Source organism: Paenibacillus sp. JZ16 (assembly GCF_015326965.1).
Classification (GTDB): Bacteria; Bacillota; Bacilli; order Paenibacillales; family Paenibacillaceae; genus Paenibacillus_AQ.
On record NZ_CP017659.1, the window covers coordinates 6,176,024 to 6,196,036 of the forward strand.

The following is a 20,013-nucleotide window of genomic DNA, read 5'->3' on the forward strand; positions in this document are numbered from 1 at the left end:
GGAGTGCAAGGGGAAACTAACCTTTCGCATTTCCTCTTTTTTTGAGTAATAAAGTACATATGCCTTGGACCTTTGCGGAACGGCGAGGACTCCCTAACTTCAACAAGATTGTGTATAGTGAATTACAGTTCCAAATCGAAAGGGAGTGCAGAACTTGAACAGATTTGGCAGGCTGAATACACTGCGGAATCAAATCTTCCTTGGATTTATGCTAGTGATGGTTATCGTATTGGCATTGGTCGGGGTGTTTGTATATGATCAGGTTTCGGCTTTGCTGCGCAACAGTGCGGAGAAGCATATTCAGCAGACGGCCGTTCAGGCCACAGGGAAGCTGGATGCGCTGCTCAAGCAGGTGGATACGCTGACGGCACAAGTCTCGACGAACGCGACGGTTCAGCGCTTTCTGGCGCAGGAGACCGCGGGTAAGCCGATAACATTCGGTGAACGGCAGTCCCTTCAACAGGAGGTTCGTAAATATGAAGCCTACGCTACGGGCATCCGGTCGCTGGAATTATATACGAAGGATTATCGGCGGCTGTTTCCACTGGATGAAGGAAGTCTGACCAGCCGGGTTAGGGGCGATTGGATTGCTGCGGCAGACCAGGGCATGGGGAAGCTGGTATGGTTCGGTCAGGATCCCCGGGACCCGGATGTGGTGGTAGCGGTACGGAGAATTCGGCTGATTGACCATTCCTTTGCCCACGGCGGATACTTGCTCGTGAAGCTGGAGAAGGACTATTTTGCGCTGGCGGACTCTGCAGGCGGCATGGGCACCGATTCGCGTGAAACGATGGGATTGTTTGATCAGGCGGGGAATGAAATCTCGTCCGATTTTGCCACCGTGGTGGATGCGAAGGAGGTTTTGCACCGCGAAGGGGAGACGGTTACGGTCGGCCATGAGGACTACATTGCCGTACAGAAACAGTCTGAGGCCACGGGCTGGAACCTGGTCATCCTGACGCCTGTCGATTATACGACGGAGGGGATATCGGTGCTGCGGACCGCGATCATCGTATCCGGGGGCGTGGGTGCGCTGCTGTTTCTGTTCTTAAGCTTTATACTGACCACGATGATCATCCGGCCGATTTTGAATCTGATCAAAGCCATGCGCGGCGTGAGATTGGGAACGCTGAAGCCCATTGCCGTCACCTCGAAGACGATGGAGATCAACGAGCTTAACAATTCGTACAACCAGATGGTGGATTCGCTGAACGAATTAATCGAGGTTGTGTATCAGAAGGAGATCATTCAGAGCCGGACGGAACTTAAAGCGCTGCAGGCGCAGATCAATCCGCACTTTCTTTTTAACACATTGGAAGCGTTTTACTGGGCGCTGGATGATCAAGGGGAAGAAGAGCTGGCCCAAATCGTGGTCGCGATGTCCGGCTTATTCCGTTACGTCATTAACCGCAAAGACGAGGATGAGTGGGTATCGGTCCGGGACGAGCTGGATCATGCCGAGCGTTATTTGATGATTATGAAAATGCGGATGCTGGACCGGTTATCCTGGAAAATCGAGGCGGATGAAGCCAGCAAAAACGTGCCGATTCCGAAGCTGCTGATTCAGCCGATCGTGGAAAATGCGATCCTCCACGGAGTTGAGCAGCGATTGGGTCCGGGCACCGTTATTGTACGGGCGAAGGTCTCGGATCACCCGGGATATACGGTCATTTCGGTTAGCGATGACGGCCCGGGAATGGACGAGGAGACGGTGGCCTCTCTGTATTCCTCCATGGAAAAGGGATACGCGGAATCTTCTAAAAAAAGCGGTGTTGGCATTGCCAATGTAGAGCAGCGAATCCGGTTGTATTACGCTTCCGGGCAAGCCGGCCTGCGTATTCACAGCGTGGTGGGTCAGGGAACGACGATTTCATTTCAAATTCCGAATGATTTTCAGGTTAATGGTGGGGAGGGGGAACAGCATGAAAACGATACTGATCGTGGATGATGAGCCGAGAACGAGGGAAGGGGTAAGGAAGACGCTGGAGGCATGGTCGTCGGGTCGCTGCAGAATCGTGACGGCTTCAAGCGGCGTAGAGGCGCTGGAGTGGCTGCAGGAGCAGGTGGCTCATCTGGTGGTGACGGACATCCGCATGCCGGAAATCGGGGGACTTGAGCTCATTGAGAGATTGCATGAACTAGAGCATCCGCCGGTCATTATCGTCATATCCGGTTATTCGGAATTCGATTATGCCCGTAAAGCGCTGCAATACGGCGTCGTGGATTATCTCCTAAAGCCGCTGGATAAGCGGAAGCTGGTAACTGCGGTCGAATCGGCCCTGGAACGCCGGGAAAAAATAGACCGGATTGAGCGGATGGAGAAACTGGTGGATCCCAAGCTCCTGGAGGCGGCGCAGCAGGATAAGGGCTACAGCATTCAGGTGCAGGAAGCGCTGAAGTACGTGGATCAGCACCTTCAGGAATCGGTATCGCTTAAGGAAGTGGCAGAAGTGCTTCACCTGAATTCCAGTTATTTCAGCGTGTTATTCAAAGAGCAGACCGGACTCACCTTCAGCGAATATTTAACGCGTCGCAGGGTACAGCGGGCCAAGGAGCTGTTGGCGGGCACATCGCTGCCTGTCGCGGAAATTGCGGAGAAGGTGGGATACCAAACGGCGAAATATTTCGTGAAAGTGTTCCGTGACCTTGAGGAGGTAAGCCCGAGTCAATACCGCCATAGCGTATCCGATAGCGGAGAGGAAATCTAATAAAAGTGGAATTAGTCCCAATCATTATGACCTTATACAATCATCCCCTCACTGATAAAATTTGATTAAAGCGGTTTCAATACGCGAACAGCATACTAGAAAAGGGGTTGTAAACGTGTTCAACAAAAAATGGACGGTTCTGCTACTAACATTGTGTCTCGCTCTGGTTGCGGCTGGTTGTGGATCGAGCAACAGCAGCACGGGGGATTCAGGCAACAGCGGCAGCGAGGGCGATAAAGTTACGGTGAACTTCATGCACTTATGGCCGGCAGGCGTTTCTGCGGGACAGAACAAAATCGTGAATCAGATCATCGAAGAATATCAAAAAGAGAATCCGAACGTGACGATCAAACAGGAAGTTCTGGATAATGAGCAATATAAAAATAAATTGAAAGTGCTTTCCGCCTCGAACGAGCTTCCGGACGTAGGGGTAACCTGGGCAGCGGGATTCCTGAAGCCTTATGTCGAAGGCAAGCTTTTTGCACCAGTAGATGATTTGCTGGACGGTCAGCTTAATGGCAAGTTCGTAGCCGGCACGACCGAGGCTTATGCCATTGACGGCAAAACGTATGCGCTTCCACTCGAGTTCAATATCGCTCCGGTATACTACAACAAAGCGATATTCGAGCAGCATAATCTGGCGATTCCGCAAACCTACGAAGAATTCAAAAATGTCGTGAAAACGCTGTCCGATAACGGGATTGCTCCGATCGCACTGGGCAACAAGGATCGCTGGACCGGTTCGCTCTGGTACATGTACCTGGCAGACCGAATCGGCGGACAAGAAACGCTTGCCAGCGCAATCAGCGGTTCGGGTTCTTTCAAGGACGAATCGCTTGTAAAGGCAGCCGCCGAGGTTCAATCGCTGGTGGATGGCAACGCGTTTGTCAAAGGGTTCAACGGCTTATCCAACGAGGAAGCGAAATCCGAATTCCTGAACGGCAAAGCGGCCATGTACATGATGGGGACCTGGGAACTGCCTAACTTTACGACCAATGAAGAGATTCCGCAAGAATTCCGCGACAGCGTCGGTTTCTTCAAATTCCCGACGGTTGAAGGCGGCAAAGGCGATATTAACAGCTGGGTAGGCGGACCGGGTGTCGGCCTGTTCATCGGCGAGAACTCCAAAGTGAAAGAGGAGTCCAAGAAGTTTGTTGAGTATTTCGTCACCAAGTGGGGCGAGCAGTCCGTTACAGGTGCCGGCGTCATCCCGGCAACGAAGGTGGATACCTCGACGCTTGAGCTTCCGCAGCTGTACATCGATCTCTTTGATGAAATGAACCAAGCAAGCAGCATCACCCTGTTCGCGGATGTACAGATGGAGGCGAATGCCGCCGAGACACATCTGAACATGATTCAGGCGCTCTTCGGCAAAGCCGTGACGCCGGAGAAATTCTCCGAAGAGCATGAAGCGGCGATCTCCAAAGGGAACTAAGACTCTTTAGGACAACAAAGAAACGGGACCCTGATTTATCCGGCAGCGATGCCGGATAAATCTTTCCTTAAGACCATAGGAAGAAAGGAGTCGGACACTTTGGATAAAGTGATGTCCAACAAAAAAATCATCGCGCTGTATGTTTTGCCCGCACTGCTTGTGATTATGGCCGTCGTTTATATTCCAATCCTACTTACCGCCTATTACGGACTGAACGAATGGAACGGCATCGGTGCGATGACCTTTATCGGACTTGATAACTACCAGGCCCTGCTCTCGGACGGCAAGTTCTGGGACAGTGCATGGCACTCCCTGCTGTTAGCCGTATTCTCGGCAGCAAGCCTGATCATTTACCTGGCCGTGGCAATGGTGCTGGCCTCCAAGATCAAGGGCGCCAACCTGTTCCGTAAAATCTATCTCATCCCCATGCTGCTGTCCTCCGTTGCGATCGCGCAGCTGTGGCTGCGCATTTACCACCCGACGAACGGAATTGTGAACAGCTTCCTGGAATCCATCGGGATCACGAACCCGCCGGCATGGCTCGCTGAGCCGTCGCTTGTCTTGTTCGCATTGTTTATTCCGATTCTCTGGCAGTATGCCGGTTTCTATATCTTGATCTATTATGCAGCTTTGAAGAATATCCCGGCATCGCTGGTGGAAGCGGCCAAGATCGACGGTGCGACTTCCCTGCAAATTGCGTTCCGGATCAAGCTTCCACTCATCATGGAAGTGATTAAGGTTACGATCGTGCTGGCGGTGGTAGGTTCCTTGAAATATTTCGACCTCATCTTTGTTATGACGGACGGGGGGCCTAACGGCGCAAGTGAAGTGATGGCGTCCTACATGTATCACACGGCTTTCCGCGCTTATGATTTCGGTTACGGCAGCGCGATCGGATTCTTCCTGCTAGTGATCTGTCTGATCGTAACGTGGGTCATACGGAAATTAACGGCATCGAAAGAAACGATCCAATATTCATAAGGAGGAATGCTTCATGATATCCGGAGCCACAGGACAGCTCCAAGACGGGCGCGCCCGGTCCGGAAACGGAGTGGGGGGCAAGCTGGGTTACGCGCTGCTGTATATCGTGCTGATCGGCGTTGCCGTATTCCAGCTGTTCCCGCTCGTATGGCTGCTGCTGTTCTCATTAAAAAACAATCAGGAAGTATTCGATCTTCCTCCGTTGTCCCTTCCGATGAATCCGCGCTGGGAGAATTATGAGAAGGTATGGAGTGCCGGCAACATCAGCGTATATTTTCTGAACAGCGTCTGGATCACCGTTGTCGCGACTGCGCTCACGGTCATTCTGGGAAGTCTCGTCACCTTCGCGATTACGAGAATGAAGTGGAAGGGCAGCTCCTTCGTCCTCGGATTATTTATGGTTGCCATGATGATTCCGGTTCACTCCACCTTGATCCCGCTGTTCAGCATGTTCAACAAGGTTGGCCTGACCGATCATCCGGTTTCTTTGATATTGTCGTACGTGGCCTTCAATATGCCGATTACCATTATGATTCTGCTCGGGTTCTATTACACGCTGCCGAAGGAAGTGGAAGAGGCGGCGGTCATGGACGGCTGCTCGGTTCACCGGGTCTTCTTCCGGATCGTGCTTCCGATGACGGGCTCGGTGCTGGCGACGACAGCCATCATTAACATGATCTACAACTGGAACGAATTTATTTTCGTGAATACGTTTATCAGCTCGGACATATTCAAGACGCTCACCGTCGGCGTGCAGAACTTTATCGGACAATACACAACCGATTGGGGTGCGATTGGCGCAACCTTGATGATCAGTATTTTGCCAATCCTGCTGATGTTCCTGTTCCTCAGTGATCGTATCGTGGAAGGCATCGCTGCTGGTTCGGTGAAAGGTTAAGTTTCATAGAACTCATCCATTTCCGGATAAAATAAACGAGCCGCTTCAAGGAGACTTCTTGTAGCGGCTCGTTTGCTTTATATGATGCTGATTCAATCCTCGGTCTTTAAACCCATCCCAGTGCCCGGGCCACCTGAGTGACCAGGAAGGTGACGCCGATGGCGATGGCCGTCGGGATGGCAAAGGACAGGAACGTCCACTTTGCGCTTTTCGTTTCCTTCCAGATATTGACGAGCGTGGTTCCGCATGGATAATGAAGGAGCGAGAAGAGCATCATGTTCAGTGCGGTCAGCCAGGTCCAGCCTTGGTCCAGGAAGATTTGCTTGAGGGCAAACATATCGGTAACCTCGGTCAGGGACCCCGTAGCCAAATATCCCATCAGCAGGATCGGCAGCACGATTTCATTGGCGGGAAGTCCGATGATAAAGGCCATCAGAATGAAGCCATCGAGTCCGAGTGCGCGCGCAAACGGATCAAGAAATTCAACGAAATGAATCAGAATGCTGGCATCGCCAATATAGATGTTGGCAAGCACCCAGGTGAGCACGCCTGCAGGCGCCGCTACGATAATGGCTCTGCGCAGCACATAGAGGGTTTTATCCAGGGTCGACCGGAGAATGGTATTCAGTATCTTCGGTTTACGGTATGGAGGCAGCTCCAGGGTGTAGTGGGAAGGAATGCCTTTCAAGGCGGTTTTGGATAGACCCCATGATACCGTGAGCGTGACAACGACACCGATCAGCACCATGCCCATAACAACGGAAGCCGTTACGAGCGTCTGGGCTCCTCCCGAGAAACCTGCAGCCATGAACAAGGAGGCCAGCAGGATCAGGGTCGGCCAGCGACCGTTGCAGGGCACGAAGTTATTGGTCAGAATAGCGAGCATCCGCTCCCGAGGCGACTCGATGATCCGGGTCGACATAATGGCCGCCGCATTGCAGCCGAATCCCATCGCCATGGTGAGGGACTGCTTGCCGTGCGCTCCTGTTTTTTTGAACAGGCGGTCCAGGTTAAAGGCTACCCGAGGCAAATAGCCATAGTTCTCCAGCAGCGCAAAGGCTGGAAAGAAGATAGCCATGGGAGGCAGCATGACACTGACAACCCAGGAGGTCCCCCGGAACAATCCGAGAATCAGCACGCCATAGAGCCAATCGGGAGCATGGAGGGCCTGAAAGGCCATCGTCAGGTATCCTTCGATCCAGCCAAAGAAATTTGCCAGCATGGAAGAAGGCACGTTAGCCCCTGCGATCGTTAAGTAAAAAATAACGCCGAGCATGGCCAGCATGATCGGAAATCCCCACAGCTTGGAGGTGAAGATGCGGTCCAGACGCTCGGAACGGTACAGAAGCTCACGGTTGGTGACGGTGACGGCATCACTGCACAGCTCACGGGATTTTTTGAATAATTCGCCCACGATGTCTTCCCGAACGTCCTCTACCTGCTCAGCAGGAATGGCGGCTGTTAGAGCTTCCAAGCGCTTTAGCTGTTCCAAGCGAAATCCCTCCTTTATCCGAAGCCTTTAATCGTTCTTTCAGCGTCGCGATCAGCTTCCGGTCTCCATCAAGAAAACGGATCGCCAGCCATCTGGCTGGATATTCGTCGCCAAGAATGTCTCGTAATTCGGACTCCAGGCCGGAAATTCGCGATTCCAGATATTCGTTATATTTCATCCGGTACGGCGTAGTCGGAGTCTGCCCTGTGCACATGAGAAGCAGCTGCTCGGACAGGGTATCCAGCCCTTCGTTATTTCTGGCCGATATCGGAATGACGGGAACCCCGAGCTGATCCGCCAGCTTGCGTGCGTTAATCTTGATGCCTTTTTTCTTCGCTTCGTCCATCAGATTCAGGCAGATGATGACCCGGTCGGTCATTTCCAGCACTTGCAGCGCAAGGTTAAGGCTTCTTTCCAGCGCCGTAGAATCCAGAACCAGCAGGGTAACGTCCGGTTTCTCAAAAATAATATAATCGCGCGCCACTTCTTCATCGGCCGAGTTGGAGAACAAGGAGTACGTCCCGGGCAGATCGATAAATTGGAAGCGGGTGTCTTTGTAATCGTAATAGCCGCTTGCGAGACTGACTGTTTTGCCGGACCAGTTGCCGGTGTGCTGCTTTAGCCCGGTGAGCGCATTAAAAAGCGTGCTTTTTCCCGTGTTCGGGTTGCCAGCCAGCGCGACGGTAAAAGTTCTCATGATGACATCACCTTACCCCAGATTAACTGACTTTCTTCTTTTCTTAATGCTATGACGGTACCTGCCACTCTATAAGAGGTCGGATCGCCGAGCGGGCTGGTTTGCAGCACTTCGACAACGGAGCCCGGTACGAATCCGAGGTCCAGAAGCCGCCGCTTATGCTCTCCGCGGATATCCACCTGTTCAATCAGAAACCGCTCGCCGAGCGCTGCCTGATGCAAATGCTGCCGATATTTTGTCTCATCCATAAAGTTTAACCTCTCCCTACTAAATTGGGCCGAGCATATATTGTTTCCTCGAAGCAACTTTATGCCTATAGTATGACTGAATGTGTATGTTGTCAACTGGATTCATCAGATATTTATTCCAGTTTCATGCGGCGTTTGACGATGCAATCACCATTTTATGCTTGAAGGGGAAACAAGATCCATGTTATATGTAAATATGAGCAATTATTCATATAATTGGAGTGATACCTATATGATATGGGACGTAATCGTTATCGGCGCGGGGCAGGCAGGATTGGCAGCTGGCTATTGGCTGCAGCAGGCAGGGATGAAGTTTCTGTTGTTGGATCGGGGGATGGAGGCAGGCGATGCATGGAAGATGAGATATGATTCCTTGAGGTTGTTTACGCCGAGGACTCATAGTGCCTTGCATGGAATGAGGTTAGAGGGGGATCCCGACGGGTTCCCGGATAAAGATGAGATGGCGTCCTATCTGAAATCGTATGCAGCGCGGTTTAGGCTGCCCATTCAGTTTGAGACGGATGTGAAGTGTGTCCGGAAGGAAGAAGACCGTTTTATAATCGACACCCATCAGGGAGAATATCATGCAAAGGCGCTGATCATCGCTACCGGGCCGTTCCGGCAGCCTCGAATTCCGACGTTTGCAGCATCGGTTCCAGAGGACATTCTCCAGCTGCACTCATCCGATTACAGGCAACCTTCACAGCTTCAGGAGGGCGGCGTTCTTGTCGTTGGCGGCGGGAACAGCGGGGCACAGATTGCGGTCGAACTGTCACGTGGTCGGGAAACGTATTTGGCCCTCGGACAGCAGCCGCGTTATTTACCCATGACCATTGGGGGAAAGGGCATGTTCTGGTGGTTGGACAAACTCGGCATTTTATCTGCCGGCGGTTCCTCCTGGTTGGGGCGTAAGCTGAAGCGCCGCGGAGACCCGATTTTTGGATATGAATTGAAACAAGCGGTCAAGTGCGGTAAAGTGGTGTTGAAAAAGAGAGCCGTTGATGCCGGCGCTTCCGGAATGCGATTCGAGGATGGAACGGAGCTTAAGGTTCAGAATATTATCTGGGCGACCGGCTTTGTTCCCAGCTATGATTGGCTTCAAGTGGATCGAGCGCTGGATCATGAGAAGGCTGTTATTCATACACGCGGTATCAGTCCGGTAAAGGGGCTCTATTATGCAGGTTTGCCTTGGCAGACGCACAGGGGCTCCGCACTCTTGGCAGGAGTTTCACGGGATGCCCGCGAAATCGTTCAAGCCATTATGGAGAAGAGGGGATTAGTTTATGGAAAAAGAGCACCATGAGCTGCTGCACGAAGACGAGGCCATGGAAGCGTCACGACTGCTGAAGGCCATCTCGGATCCGACGCGGATCCGGATTCTTCATTTGCTCTCGCAAGAAGAATGCCCGGTCGGCCATATTGCCGAGGTGCTTGGCATGAGTCAGTCGGCGGTATCCCACCAGCTTGGCTATCTGCGAAGTTTAAGACTGGTCAAATACCGGAGGGAAGGAAATACATATTTTTATACGTATGAAGATGAGCATGTCATCGGGATCTTACGGCAGGTGCTGGACCATATCGCTCATTAGAATCGCCTGACCCGTTCATGCTTGACATTCCGACCGTCCGGCTGTAATGTATTGGAAAATGAATTTCCCGTGAATAACGATCATCAAGGACATGAGGATGCAAGATTCGGCGAGACAGAAAAGAAGCCCTTGGCTGAAAGGCTTCCCCCGCTAGGCTGTGTCCTTCCTACCTTGTAGTTGCCCGCTGTGAACAAGCGGCGCCGGTTTGGCCCGTTACCGCCGTATGAAGCATCTTCAATGGAGCGTCTTTTGCGTCCGGCAAGATGGAATCAGGGTGGTACCACGAGCACATTCGTCCCTAGGAGCGAATGTGCTCTTTTTGCGCTCAGGCAGGTTCATTCATGGATATAAGAAGGAGTATGAGGAAGATGCGGCAAAGCCAATTATTGATGACAACGATGCGTGATGTGCCTTCCGAGGCGGAGGCACTGAGCCATCAATGGATGCTCCGCGGCGGCTATATCCGTCAAACGGCAGCAGGAATCTATTCGTATCTGCCGCTGGGATGGCGGGTCTTGCGAAAGATCGAAGCTATTATTCGGCAGGAAATGGATGCCTCCGGCGGACAGGAAATGCTCATGCCCGCTGTTCAGCCCGCCGAGCTGTGGAAGGAATCGGGCAGGTACGATGTTTACGGTTCGGAACTCATCAGGCTGCATGACCGCCATAATCGGGAGTTCGTGCTTGGACCAACCCATGAAGAAGTGATTACGTCCATCGTTCGCCAAGAGATTTCTTCGTACCGGAAGCTGCCAGTCAACCTGTACCAAATTCAGAACAAATATCGGGATGAGCGGCGTCCGCGTTTTGGTCTGCTGCGGGGGCGTGAATTCCTGATGAAGGATGCGTATTCCTTTGATCGGAACTGGGGAGGCCTGGATGTGTCCTACCGGAACATGTATGAAACGTATGAACGAATCTTTAGACGCTGTGGCCTGACGTTCCGGGCGGTGGAAGCCGATGCGGGTGCCATTGGCGGACAAGGGGAAACCCATGAGTTTATGGCACTGGCGGATATAGGCGAGGATACCGTTGTTTCCTGTACCGATTGCAGTTATGCTGCGAATCTCGAGCGAGCGGAGTCTGCGGTTTCAGCTGAGCCTGCAGGAAGAGAATCCGTAAAGACAGACGGAAGCTCAGTTATAGAACGGGTAATAACTCCCGATGTGAAGAGCATTCAGGAATTGACTGACTTCCTGCAAGTCGGTCCGGAGCAATTGATCAAGACGCTGATTTACCACGTGGATGGAGAACGGGTTGCGGTGCTTGTCCGGGGAGACCGCGAAGCAAACGAGGCAAAGGTGAAGTCTTACCTAGAGGCAGAACTCGCGGAATTAGCGAGCGCCGAAGAGGTGATGCAGGCGACGGGAGCCCCGGTCGGGTTTGCGGGACCGGTAGGTCTAACCCTGAAGGTATTGGTCGATTCCGAAGTAGCAGCTATGGCAGAGGGGATCACCGGTGCTAACCAGGGGGATACCCATCTGAAGGGAGTCCGCCCAGGACATGATTTTTCGCTGGAACACACCGGCGATTTCCGAAATGTAACAGAAGGTGAACCTTGTCCGCGCTGCGGAGCTCCGCTTCAGTTTCATCGCGGGATCGAGCTTGGACATGTGTTCAAGCTGGGTACGAAGTACAGTGAGGCTATGAACGCCATGTACCTGGATTCCGACGGACGGGAGAAACCGCTGATCATGGGCTGCTACGGTATTGGCGTCTCCCGCGTCATGTCCGCCATCGCCGAGCAGTGCATCTCGGATGAGCGGTTGGTCTGGCCGATGTCCGTGGCTCCGTTCAAGGTGCACATTATCCCGGTTGCGGTTAAGGATGAGATACAGATGAAACTGGCTGAACATATCTACAGCGAGCTGAATAAGGCTGGTCTGGAGCCGCTGTTGGATGACCGGGACGAACGGGCTGGCGTCAAGTTCAAGGATGCCGACCTTGCCGGCGCTCCGATGCGTCTGATCGTTGGACGCGGAGCCGTTAACGGAGAGGTCGAATGGATGGGCGAGGACGGAATCAAGATCACCCTGCCTGCCGAGGAAGCCATCCAGCGCTCACGCGAGGAGATAGACCGTCAGCTGAAGTGATATTATGGAGCCTTTCAGTATGAGGCGAGTATTCATTGAGCTGGAGATGGGTAGAAAGAATTAACTTGGAATATCAAGAGGTTGCAGAACGTGCAATTTCCCAAGAGGGACTTTGTGGATCGAAAAGAGAGTGTAAACATCATGCAAGTCCTAAGAAAGTTTTACAGGATTGAAATGAAGCGTACTCAGCTAACTCAAAAAAACTACAGTTTCGCTAATGGAGAAGCATCCCCAAGTTTATATGACTATGGGGATGCTTTTCGTATATGAAAGAAGGTCATCTGCTTATTAAGATCAGACGGTACACGCTTTATGATGAACGAGCACGAAGCAGCGGAGCGGACGAATCGATTCCGTAAAAGCGGCAGCGGTCGCCTTTGCCATCGGATTTTTACAATGGATCAATAAAATAAGAAAAATCCGGGGGCAACAGCGATTGGAGGAACGATGCGTACGTGAAGCGTCCTTTGATGGGAAACAGTAGCATCTAAACCAGGCACCCTGCTATACATATCCCGATTTCAAGCTTATGATGAAAGAGTCGGATTTGAAGTCATAATGCAGATGGAGGTTGCATCTACAATGAATCAGGAAGAGAAGGGAAATAGCCCGGACATTCATCATATAGAAGAACATCAGCTCAGTCAGGTGAAGATTACATTGTCCAACCCTTTAAGATGGGTGAACAGCTATGTGCTGCGGGGGGATGACGGTGTGACCATCATCGATCCGGGGCCGCGAACGAGTTCCTCGGAGCAGGAATGGCTGGCGGCGATGGAGCAGCTCGGGTTCGAGTACAGCGACATCGCTTCGGTCGTGCTGACCCATCATCACCCGGATCACTATGGGCTTGCCGGGTGGTTTCAGGAGCGTTCGGGCGCCAAGGTGTGGATGTCAGAGCGGGCGCATCGGGAAGCGATGCTCATGTGGGGAACGGATTCCACAATGGATCACGAACTCCCGGTGTTCTTCCGGCAGCAGGGCATGCCGGAAACCAAGCTTTCCCTGCTGCCGGAGCATCTGAACGGCTTCTTCCCCCAAGTTACGCCGCAGCCGGAGATCTCGTTTATCAGCGAGGATCTGCCGTTCCGGATGGGCAGCCGGATATGGGTGCCGGTGCAAACGGCCGGCCATGCTCCGGGGCATCTGTCGTTCTTCCATGCAGACAGCGGCGTTCTGCTATGCGGCGATGCCGTGCTGCCGCAAATCTCGCCCAACGTGAGCCTGCTGCCCGGCAGCGACGCCGAGCCGCTGGCACTATTCCTCGCAGGGCTGCGCCGCCTGCGGGAGCTGCATGTCCGGACGGCGTACCCCGGACACCGCCACCCGTTCACGCATTTCCGTGAACGGATCGAGACGCTCCTCCTCCATCACGAGGAGCGCCTGGCCGCCATCGCCGGCATGCTGAGCGCTGCCGGCCGCCTAACCGCCTTCGAGGTCTGCACCGCCCTCTTCGGCGAGAAGCTCGGCATCCACCAGCTGCGCTTCGCCATGTGCGAAGCGCTGGCCCATCTCGCCGAGCTGGCCCGCCGCGGGGAGGCCGAGGAGATCGAAAACGAGGATGGAATGCGCTATTTTTCTGTACGGAAACAGCCGCATTCCTGATATAATCAAGACATGAATAAAACCGTCTGCTTGTACGTTGACTTCCATCATGCGTAGAATAGGCGGTTTTTTGTTTAATAGATTCAGAGGGCTACATTGTGGAGCATCTCTTGATCAGAAGCAGCCGATAGTCTGCCCGCGCAGCCGCTGCGATCAGGATGCTTGGCAAGTGGCGCCACGGCTTTTTTATAGAAGAGGAGGCCGATAATTCCTAAGATGGGGGGCCTTTCCCTCATTAGAGTCAGAGTTAGAGTCAGAGTTAGAGTCAGAGTTTCTCACTGCCCCGCATATAGCTGATGTACCTTGCTGTTTAAGTAAGGCATTCCCTCAAGGCTTTTTTCTTAATCACTCATCACCATGATTCACTCCACCATATTCGTATCGAAGCGTTCCCTTGGTTCCGCAATTTTCATGTTATAGGATTCGTATCTCATAAAGCCCCTTAAAGGAGAATCTGTCATGAAGAAAAAAGATGTGGTCGCTATGCTGCTCGCAGGAGGTCAGGGCAAACGGCTGAAGGGCCTCACGAAGACGCTCGCCAAGCCGGCTGTTTATTTTGGGGGTACATACCGGATCATTGATTTTCCGCTGAGCAACTGCTCCCATTCGGGAATCGACACGGTTGGGGTACTAACCCAGTATGAACCTCTGGTTCTGCATTCTTACATTGGCGTAGGAAGCGATTGGGACATGGACCGGTTGAATGGGGGCGTATTCGTGCTTCCGCCCCATGAACGCGAGGACGGGACGACCTGGTACCGCGGGACGGCAGATGCGATTTATCGGAATCTTAAGTTTATTGATCAGTACGATCCCGAGCACGTTTTGATTTTGTCGGGAGATCACATCTATAAGATGGATTATGACCGTATGCTGACTTATCACAAGGAGAAGGATGCCGATTGCACCATCTCCGTCATCGAGGTGAGCCTGGACGAAGCGAAGCGGTTCGGCATGGTGAATACGGATGAGAACTGCCGGATTTTCGAGTTCGAGGAGAAGCCTGCGCATCCGAAGAGTACGACGGCATCCATGGGCGTTTATCTGTTTCGCTGGAAGCTGTTGCGATCCTATTTACTGCGGAATGCGGAGCATCCGGATACGAGCCATGATTTTGGCAAAGACATTCTGCCGAGCATGCTGGCGGACGGCAAAACGCTGTACGCTTATCCGTTCGAAGGGTACTGGAAGGACGTCGGCACCATCGAGAGCCTATGGGAAGCCAATATGGATCTGCTCTGCGAGCAGCCCAAGCTGGACTTGAATGATCCGCTGTGGCGCATTTACACCCGGAACCCGAATCAGCCGGCAGAGTATATTTCTCCAACCGGCGTCGTCCGGAACAGCATGATTAACGAGGGCTGCACCGTGTGCGGCGAGGTAGAACATTCGGTCCTCTTTTATGGCGTGGAGGTAGGGGAAGGCAGTGTCATTACCGATTCCGTCATTATGCCCAAGGTGCGCATCGGTAGCCATGTACGAATACACCGGGCGATTATCACTGAGGACATGATCATTCAAGATCATGCCGTCATTGGTCCCCCTCCTGAAGATCCATCCCGGATTGTGCTTGCAAGCGGTCAAGATGAAGACGTCCTGAAGCTGCTTCAATCGTCGTCTTCGTCCCATAATAATCAAGGTTAGGATGGGATTCGCAGATGAGAGAACTCATGGGTATTATTAATTTGGAGCATGAACGGGATGTATTGAGTGAATTGACATATTACCGGTGCGGGGCCGCTGTGCCTTTTGCGGGGAGGTACCGCCTGATCGACTTCGTGATGTCCAATATGATGCATGCGGGCATCGAGGATATTGCGCTGTTTGTTCGCAGGAAATACCGGTCCCTGATGGATCATCTGGGCGAAGGCAGGCCTTGGGATATGCATCGCAAGCGGGGCGGCCTGTTCATACTTCCGCCGGATTGGAACGATGAAGCCGATGTGTCCGCCGGCGAGCTGCGGCATATTTATAACAATCTCGATTTTTTTGAGCGGGGATCCGCGAAGCATATCGTGCATTCCGGCAGCCAGCATATAAGCACCGTCGATTTCAATGAGGTATACGAATACCATTTGGAGCAGGGCGCCGACGTGACGCTTGTTTATACAAAAGTAACTGCACCACGGGAAGAGCACCGTTCCTGTGTTCGCCTCGATGTCGATGAGGACGGCATGGTCAAGGATATTCATTACGATCACAAGCATGATGCGGTATACATGGAGATGTTTGTGATGGAGAAAGCGCGGTTTCTGGAGATGGCCGACCACTGCATCGCCCATGGGGGCAGCCATTTCTTCCGGGACGCGATCATGCGTAACCGGCACAAGCTGAACATTGCGGGATATGAATACCTCGGCTATCATGCGGTGATCAATTCGCTTGAGAGCTATTACCGTACCAGCATGAACCTGCTGAATCCTAAAACGTACAACAGCTTGTTTCGCAAGCAGGCTGTCCACACCAAGATCAAGTATGAGGTTCCCGCTAAATATTTGAATTCGGCCGATGTGAGCAATGCACTGGTGGCCAACGGCTGCCAGATCGACGGGGAAGTAAAGAATAGCATTCTGTTTCGCGGAGTACAGGTAAAACGAGGCGCAAGCATCCATAACTCCATCATCATGCAAAAATGCGTCATTGGCGAGAATGTGAGGCTGGAGAACGTCATACTCGATAAAGATGTGATGATCTCGCGGGATCATAAGCTTCAAGGGGATTTTCGCAAACCTTTTGTCATCGCCAAGGACATCTCGATTTGATCACAAAATAATTCGAATCCGTCAGGAGGAACTTTCTTTTGTTTAACAACAAGGAAACATTCAAGCAGGTCTTTACGGAGCAGTTGGTGAGTCGGTTGGGGAAGGGACTTGAGGAAGCGACAGCTGAGGATGTATACAAAACACTCGGCGGCATGATCCGGGAGTATGTCGGACGGGAATGGGCGGCCGCCAATCGGATATACCGGGATACCGGGCAGAAGCAGGTATATTATTTCTCGCTTGAATTTTTGATCGGGCGGTTAATGGGAAACAATCTGCTGAATTTGGGCGTGCTGGGTATGGTCCGCAGCGGCCTTTTGGACCTCGGGTGGAATTTGGATGAGATTGAGGAGCAGGAACCGGATGCAGGCCTTGGAAATGGGGGGCTCGGACGTCTAGCGGCATGTTTTCTCGATTCGTTGGCATCACTAAGCTATGCAGGCCACGGGTGCGGAATCCGGTATAAGTACGGATTGTTTGAACAGAAGATTATTGATGGCCACCAAGTCGAGCTGCCGGACAACTGGCTTCAGCGGGGCAACGTCTGGGAAGAACGGCGGGCTGACAAGGCGGTGGAAGTGCGCTTTTGGGGCCGCGTGGAGGTGGATGTGCAGGAGGGGCGAACCGTGTTTCACACGATGGATTATGAGCGGGTTCTGGCGGTACCTTACGACGTTCCGGTGATCGGGTACGGTGAGGGGCAGGTGAACACGCTGCGATTGTGGAGCGCCGAATCCGCTTCGGATATATCCAGAATCCGTTCGGCTCATCATCACAACAGCTATTATAAATTTTTGGAATATAACCGTTCGGTCGAATCGATATCGGAGTTTTTGTACCCGGATGATTCGGCTTACGAAGGCAAGCTCCTCCGGCTGAAGCAGCAGTACTTTCTCTGTTCCGCGGGCGTTCAGAGCATTCTCAGGACGTTCGACAAGCTGGGACGGTCCTATCATGAGCTGCCCGAGCATGTGGCCATTCATATCAATGATACGCATCCGACCTTGGTGATTCCGGAGCTGATGCGGATTCTTATCGACGATAAGGGTTTCGGTTGGGAGGAAGCCTGGGACATCACGAGCCGGACCGTTTCCTACACAAACCACACGCTGCTTAGCGAAGCTTTGGAGAAATGGCCGGCCGGCATGGTTCGTGAGCTACTGCCGCGCATTTACATGATGATCGAAGAGATCAATAAGCGGTTCTGCGGCATGCTGCTGGAACGCTATCCTGGCGACCATGAGCGCATATCGCAGCTTGCCATCATTGAAAGCGACCAGATCCGCATGGCCAATCTGGCAATTGTGGGCAGCTATCATGTAAACGGTGTGGCGGCGCTGCACACGGAACTGCTTAAGACACAGGTCATGAAACCGCATTATGAGCTGTATCCGGAGCGATTCAGCAACAAAACCAACGGGATTACCCACCGGCGCTGGTTGATGCACAGCAACCCCGGCCTGAGTCAATTGATATGCGATGGTATCGGCGATTCATGGATCACGGATCCGCATCAATTAATTCAGCTCAAGGGACTGAAGACCGATTCCGCCTTTCAGCTGGGGATTCAGCGGATCAAACGGAACAATAAAGAACGGCTTGCCGATTACATCGCGAATAAGCAAGGGATTGTCATTAATCCCGATTCCATATTCGATGTCCACGTGAAGCGGCTGCACGGCTATAAACGGCAATTGCTGAATATATTACGGGTGATGCACGCGTATAACGAGATTAAGGATCAGCCAAGCGCGGATCGCGTTCCCCGTACCGTCATTTTTGGGGCGAAGGCAGCACCGGGTTATTATCTGGCCAAAAGCATCATCAAACTCATTAATGTCGTTGCCGAAGTCGTGAATAAGGATCCGCAGGTCAATGACAAACTCCAGGTGCTGTTCCTGGAGAACTATTCGGTGTCTCTGGCGGAGAAGATTATCCCCGCAGCCGATGTGAGCGAGCAAATTTCCACGGCTGGCAAGGAGGCATCCGGCACGGGAAACATGAAGTTCATGTTGAACGGCGCTTTGACCATCGGCACGCTGGATGGGGCTAATGTGGAGATGTTCGAGCTGCTTGGCCATGAGAATATGTTCCTGTTCGGATTGAAGCTGGAGGAAGTGCTTGAGTATTACAGGACGGGAGCTTATGTATCCAGGGAGCGGTATGAGCAGGATCCCAGAATCGCCCGTGTGCTGAATCAGTTAATATCTTCAGGACCTTTCTGCTGTCACGAGTTGGAGTTTGGTCAGATTCTCCAGTCCCTGCTTGATCATAACGATGAGTTTTTTGTATTAGCGGACTTTGCCAGTTATGTGGCAACCCAGTCGGAGATCGATCGTGCTTATTTGAATACCGGAGCCTGGACCGAGAAATCGATAATAAATATGGCCCACTCCGGACATTTCTCCAGCGATAACACGATTCACCGTTATGCATCCGACATCTGGAATGTTTCTCCTGTTATGGTTGGTGCGAACCGGTAATCTATCTCTATCATATTCTTTAAAAAAAGAACCCCGCCATAGGCTTGGCGGGGTTTCCATAGGCGCTCTATTGGAATGTTCTTCATCATATCATATGATGGATCTTTTCAAAAATGACTAGATAGATTTACCGATTTACGTGATTGGACAGCCCGTTTTTTCATAGGTGAGAGGAGGCTTCTTATTATAGAAGAAACTCATGGTTCCGGCCCGTAAAGAGGTATGCTTTCTAACTGCATTCGTCTATAATTCTTTGAAATTACCTACTCTCGGCTTGGATAGCTCCCGTCCGGTGAGCTGTTTCCTTCTGGTAGGCAGAAAAAAAGAAGATTCGCATGTTGAGCGAATCTTCTTTTTATGAGCGTTTTATTCTTTTGGAAGCTCTTCGGTCGTGCCGTACAACTCGATCTCACGCTCCGCTTGCTTGCGGTGGGCGATCCGGCTGCTGGCGGCTGCGGCAACCGCGCCGACGATATCGTCGAGAAAGGTATGTACACGGCCGCTTGATTTATCATTCAATTGCTCAAGGATGCCGGGTTTGAGTTTGTCGATATACCCGTAGTTGGTGAAGCCGATGCTTCCATATACGTTAACGATGGAAAATGCCAGGACTTCATCCACGCCGTATAACCCTTCGTCATTGGCCAGCATTTCTTGAAGCGGGGATATGAGATTGCCTTCCTCCGCCAAAATATCTAGTTGAATTCCGGTTAATACGGCGTTTTGGACTTCGCGTTTGCTGAGTACGGCATCCACGTTCTCCATGCACTCGTCCATGGTCAAATTCGGGTAGTATTTATTCTGAAGGATCATCACCAGTTCCGCGATTTCCTCCAACTTGATTCCACGCTTATGCAGCAGGCTCCGTGTCGCATCCGCTACCTTCTTGCTGTTCAGACTGTATGGAATGTTTGAATCGTTTTCTGCCATGATGGAACTCACCTCATTTTCGTGGTTGATGAAGATGCATACGACGATTGTACTTTTTCCACCCCCCTTTGTCCAGAAAGGGCAAAACTGAG

The 20,013-nt window shown here is 52.1% G+C and carries 16 protein-coding genes; 12 read left to right on the plus strand and 4 right to left on the minus strand.

All coding sequences use genetic code 11. The features are described 5' to 3' along the window. Positions 1-154 precede the first annotated feature (154 nt). The 5 genes from BJP58_RS27565 (at position 155) to BJP58_RS27585 (ending at position 6,022) form a co-directional block, all read left to right on the plus strand. Positions 155-1,948, plus strand: a complete 1,794-nt coding sequence (locus tag BJP58_RS27565) for a cache domain-containing sensor histidine kinase (RefSeq protein ID WP_194541437.1) — start codon at positions 155-157, stop codon at positions 1,946-1,948. Beyond that, on the plus strand, positions 1,923-2,708 hold the full coding sequence (locus BJP58_RS27570; RefSeq protein ID WP_194541438.1) for a response regulator transcription factor: 786 nt from the start codon (positions 1,923-1,925) through the stop codon (positions 2,706-2,708). Before BJP58_RS27565 ends, BJP58_RS27570 begins: the two co-directional genes overlap by 26 nt. 115 nt (positions 2,709-2,823) lie before the next feature. Next, complete coding sequence (locus BJP58_RS27575) at positions 2,824-4,143, plus strand: extracellular solute-binding protein (RefSeq protein WP_194541439.1); 1,320 nt, start codon at positions 2,824-2,826, stop codon at positions 4,141-4,143. 99 nt (positions 4,144-4,242) lie between these two features. Next, positions 4,243-5,124: a carbohydrate ABC transporter permease gene (locus tag BJP58_RS27580; RefSeq protein ID WP_194541440.1), complete on the plus strand. Its 882-nt coding sequence runs from the start codon at positions 4,243-4,245 to the stop codon at positions 5,122-5,124. 13 nt (positions 5,125-5,137) lie between these two features. After that, a complete protein-coding gene (locus BJP58_RS27585; RefSeq protein WP_194541441.1) occupies positions 5,138-6,022 on the plus strand; it encodes a carbohydrate ABC transporter permease in 885 nt (294 codons plus the stop codon). 106 nt (positions 6,023-6,128) lie between these two features. Here BJP58_RS27585 and BJP58_RS27590 read toward each other — a convergent pair whose 3' ends face one another. Genes BJP58_RS27590 through BJP58_RS27600 form a run of 3 tightly spaced genes read right to left on the minus strand, consistent with a single transcriptional unit; the run spans position 6,129 to position 8,459 of the window. Then, a complete protein-coding gene (locus tag BJP58_RS27590) occupies positions 6,129-7,514 on the minus strand; it encodes a ferrous iron transporter B (RefSeq protein WP_194541442.1) in 1,386 nt (461 codons plus the stop codon). Beyond that, positions 7,465-8,211, minus strand: a complete 747-nt coding sequence (locus BJP58_RS27595) for a FeoB small GTPase domain-containing protein (RefSeq protein ID WP_194541443.1) — start codon at positions 8,209-8,211, stop codon at positions 7,465-7,467. Before BJP58_RS27595 ends, BJP58_RS27590 begins: the two co-directional genes overlap by 50 nt. Beyond that, a complete protein-coding gene (locus tag BJP58_RS27600; protein WP_194541444.1) occupies positions 8,208-8,459 on the minus strand; it encodes a FeoA family protein in 252 nt (83 codons plus the stop codon). Before BJP58_RS27600 ends, BJP58_RS27595 begins: the two co-directional genes overlap by 4 nt. A gap of 235 nt (positions 8,460-8,694) precedes the next feature. On the opposite strand from BJP58_RS27600, the gene BJP58_RS27605 reads away from it, so the two are divergent. From BJP58_RS27605 to BJP58_RS27635, 7 genes are all read left to right on the plus strand, one after another. Then, positions 8,695-9,762, plus strand: a complete 1,068-nt coding sequence (locus BJP58_RS27605) for a flavin-containing monooxygenase (protein WP_442953972.1) — start codon at positions 8,695-8,697, stop codon at positions 9,760-9,762. Then, on the plus strand, positions 9,743-10,048 hold the full coding sequence (locus BJP58_RS27610) for an ArsR/SmtB family transcription factor (protein ID WP_071223457.1): 306 nt from the start codon (positions 9,743-9,745) through the stop codon (positions 10,046-10,048). The genes BJP58_RS27605 and BJP58_RS27610 overlap by 20 nt, the downstream gene beginning before the upstream one ends. A gap of 368 nt (positions 10,049-10,416) precedes the next feature. After that, entirely contained in the window at positions 10,417-12,141 is a 1,725-nt protein-coding gene (locus BJP58_RS27615; protein WP_194541446.1) for a proline--tRNA ligase, read from the plus strand. Between the two features lie 582 nt (positions 12,142-12,723). After that, complete coding sequence (locus tag BJP58_RS27620; RefSeq protein ID WP_194541447.1) at positions 12,724-13,746, plus strand: MBL fold metallo-hydrolase; 1,023 nt, start codon at positions 12,724-12,726, stop codon at positions 13,744-13,746. Positions 13,747-14,205: 459 nt separating this feature from the next. Continuing rightward, positions 14,206-15,390 carry a glucose-1-phosphate adenylyltransferase gene (locus BJP58_RS27625; RefSeq protein ID WP_194541448.1) on the plus strand — a complete coding sequence of 395 codons (1,185 nt, stop codon included), beginning with the start codon at positions 14,206-14,208 and terminating at the stop codon, positions 15,388-15,390. Between the two features lie 14 nt (positions 15,391-15,404). Beyond that, entirely contained in the window at positions 15,405-16,508 is a 1,104-nt protein-coding gene (gene glgD, locus BJP58_RS27630) for a glucose-1-phosphate adenylyltransferase subunit GlgD (RefSeq protein WP_194541449.1), read from the plus strand. A gap of 38 nt (positions 16,509-16,546) precedes the next feature. Beyond that, entirely contained in the window at positions 16,547-18,991 is a 2,445-nt protein-coding gene (locus BJP58_RS27635) for a glycogen/starch/alpha-glucan phosphorylase (RefSeq protein ID WP_194541450.1), read from the plus strand. Between the two features lie 366 nt (positions 18,992-19,357). Here BJP58_RS27635 and BJP58_RS27640 read toward each other — a convergent pair whose 3' ends face one another. Beyond that, positions 19,358-19,921 carry a phosphatidylglycerophosphatase A family protein gene (locus tag BJP58_RS27640; protein ID WP_071223452.1) on the minus strand — a complete coding sequence of 188 codons (564 nt, stop codon included), beginning with the start codon at positions 19,919-19,921 and terminating at the stop codon, positions 19,358-19,360. Positions 19,922-20,013 lie beyond the last annotated feature (92 nt).

What these genes read in the sequence shown, in the direction of transcription:
- BJP58_RS27570 (WP_194541438.1), top strand. Translation starts at nt 1,923, where the DNA reads ATGAAAACGATACTGATCGTGGATGATGAGCCGAGAACGAGGGAAGGG.
- BJP58_RS27585 (WP_194541441.1), top strand. Translation starts at nt 5,138, where the DNA reads ATGATATCCGGAGCCACAGGACAGCTCCAAGACGGGCGCGCCCGGTCC.
- BJP58_RS27595 (WP_194541443.1), bottom strand. Translation starts at nt 8,211, where the DNA reads ATGAGAACTTTTACCGTCGCGCTGGCTGGCAACCCGAACACGGGAAAA.
- BJP58_RS27600 (WP_194541444.1), bottom strand. Translation starts at nt 8,459, where the DNA reads ATGGATGAGACAAAATATCGGCAGCATTTGCATCAGGCAGCGCTCGGC.
- BJP58_RS27610 (WP_071223457.1), top strand. Translation starts at nt 9,743, where the DNA reads ATGGAAAAAGAGCACCATGAGCTGCTGCACGAAGACGAGGCCATGGAA.
- BJP58_RS27615 (WP_194541446.1), top strand. Translation starts at nt 10,417, where the DNA reads ATGCGGCAAAGCCAATTATTGATGACAACGATGCGTGATGTGCCTTCC.
- BJP58_RS27620 (WP_194541447.1), top strand. Translation starts at nt 12,724, where the DNA reads ATGAATCAGGAAGAGAAGGGAAATAGCCCGGACATTCATCATATAGAA.
- BJP58_RS27625 (WP_194541448.1), top strand. Translation starts at nt 14,206, where the DNA reads ATGAAGAAAAAAGATGTGGTCGCTATGCTGCTCGCAGGAGGTCAGGGC.
- glgD (WP_194541449.1), top strand. Translation starts at nt 15,405, where the DNA reads ATGAGAGAACTCATGGGTATTATTAATTTGGAGCATGAACGGGATGTA.
- BJP58_RS27640 (WP_071223452.1), bottom strand. Translation starts at nt 19,921, where the DNA reads ATGGCAGAAAACGATTCAAACATTCCATACAGTCTGAACAGCAAGAAG.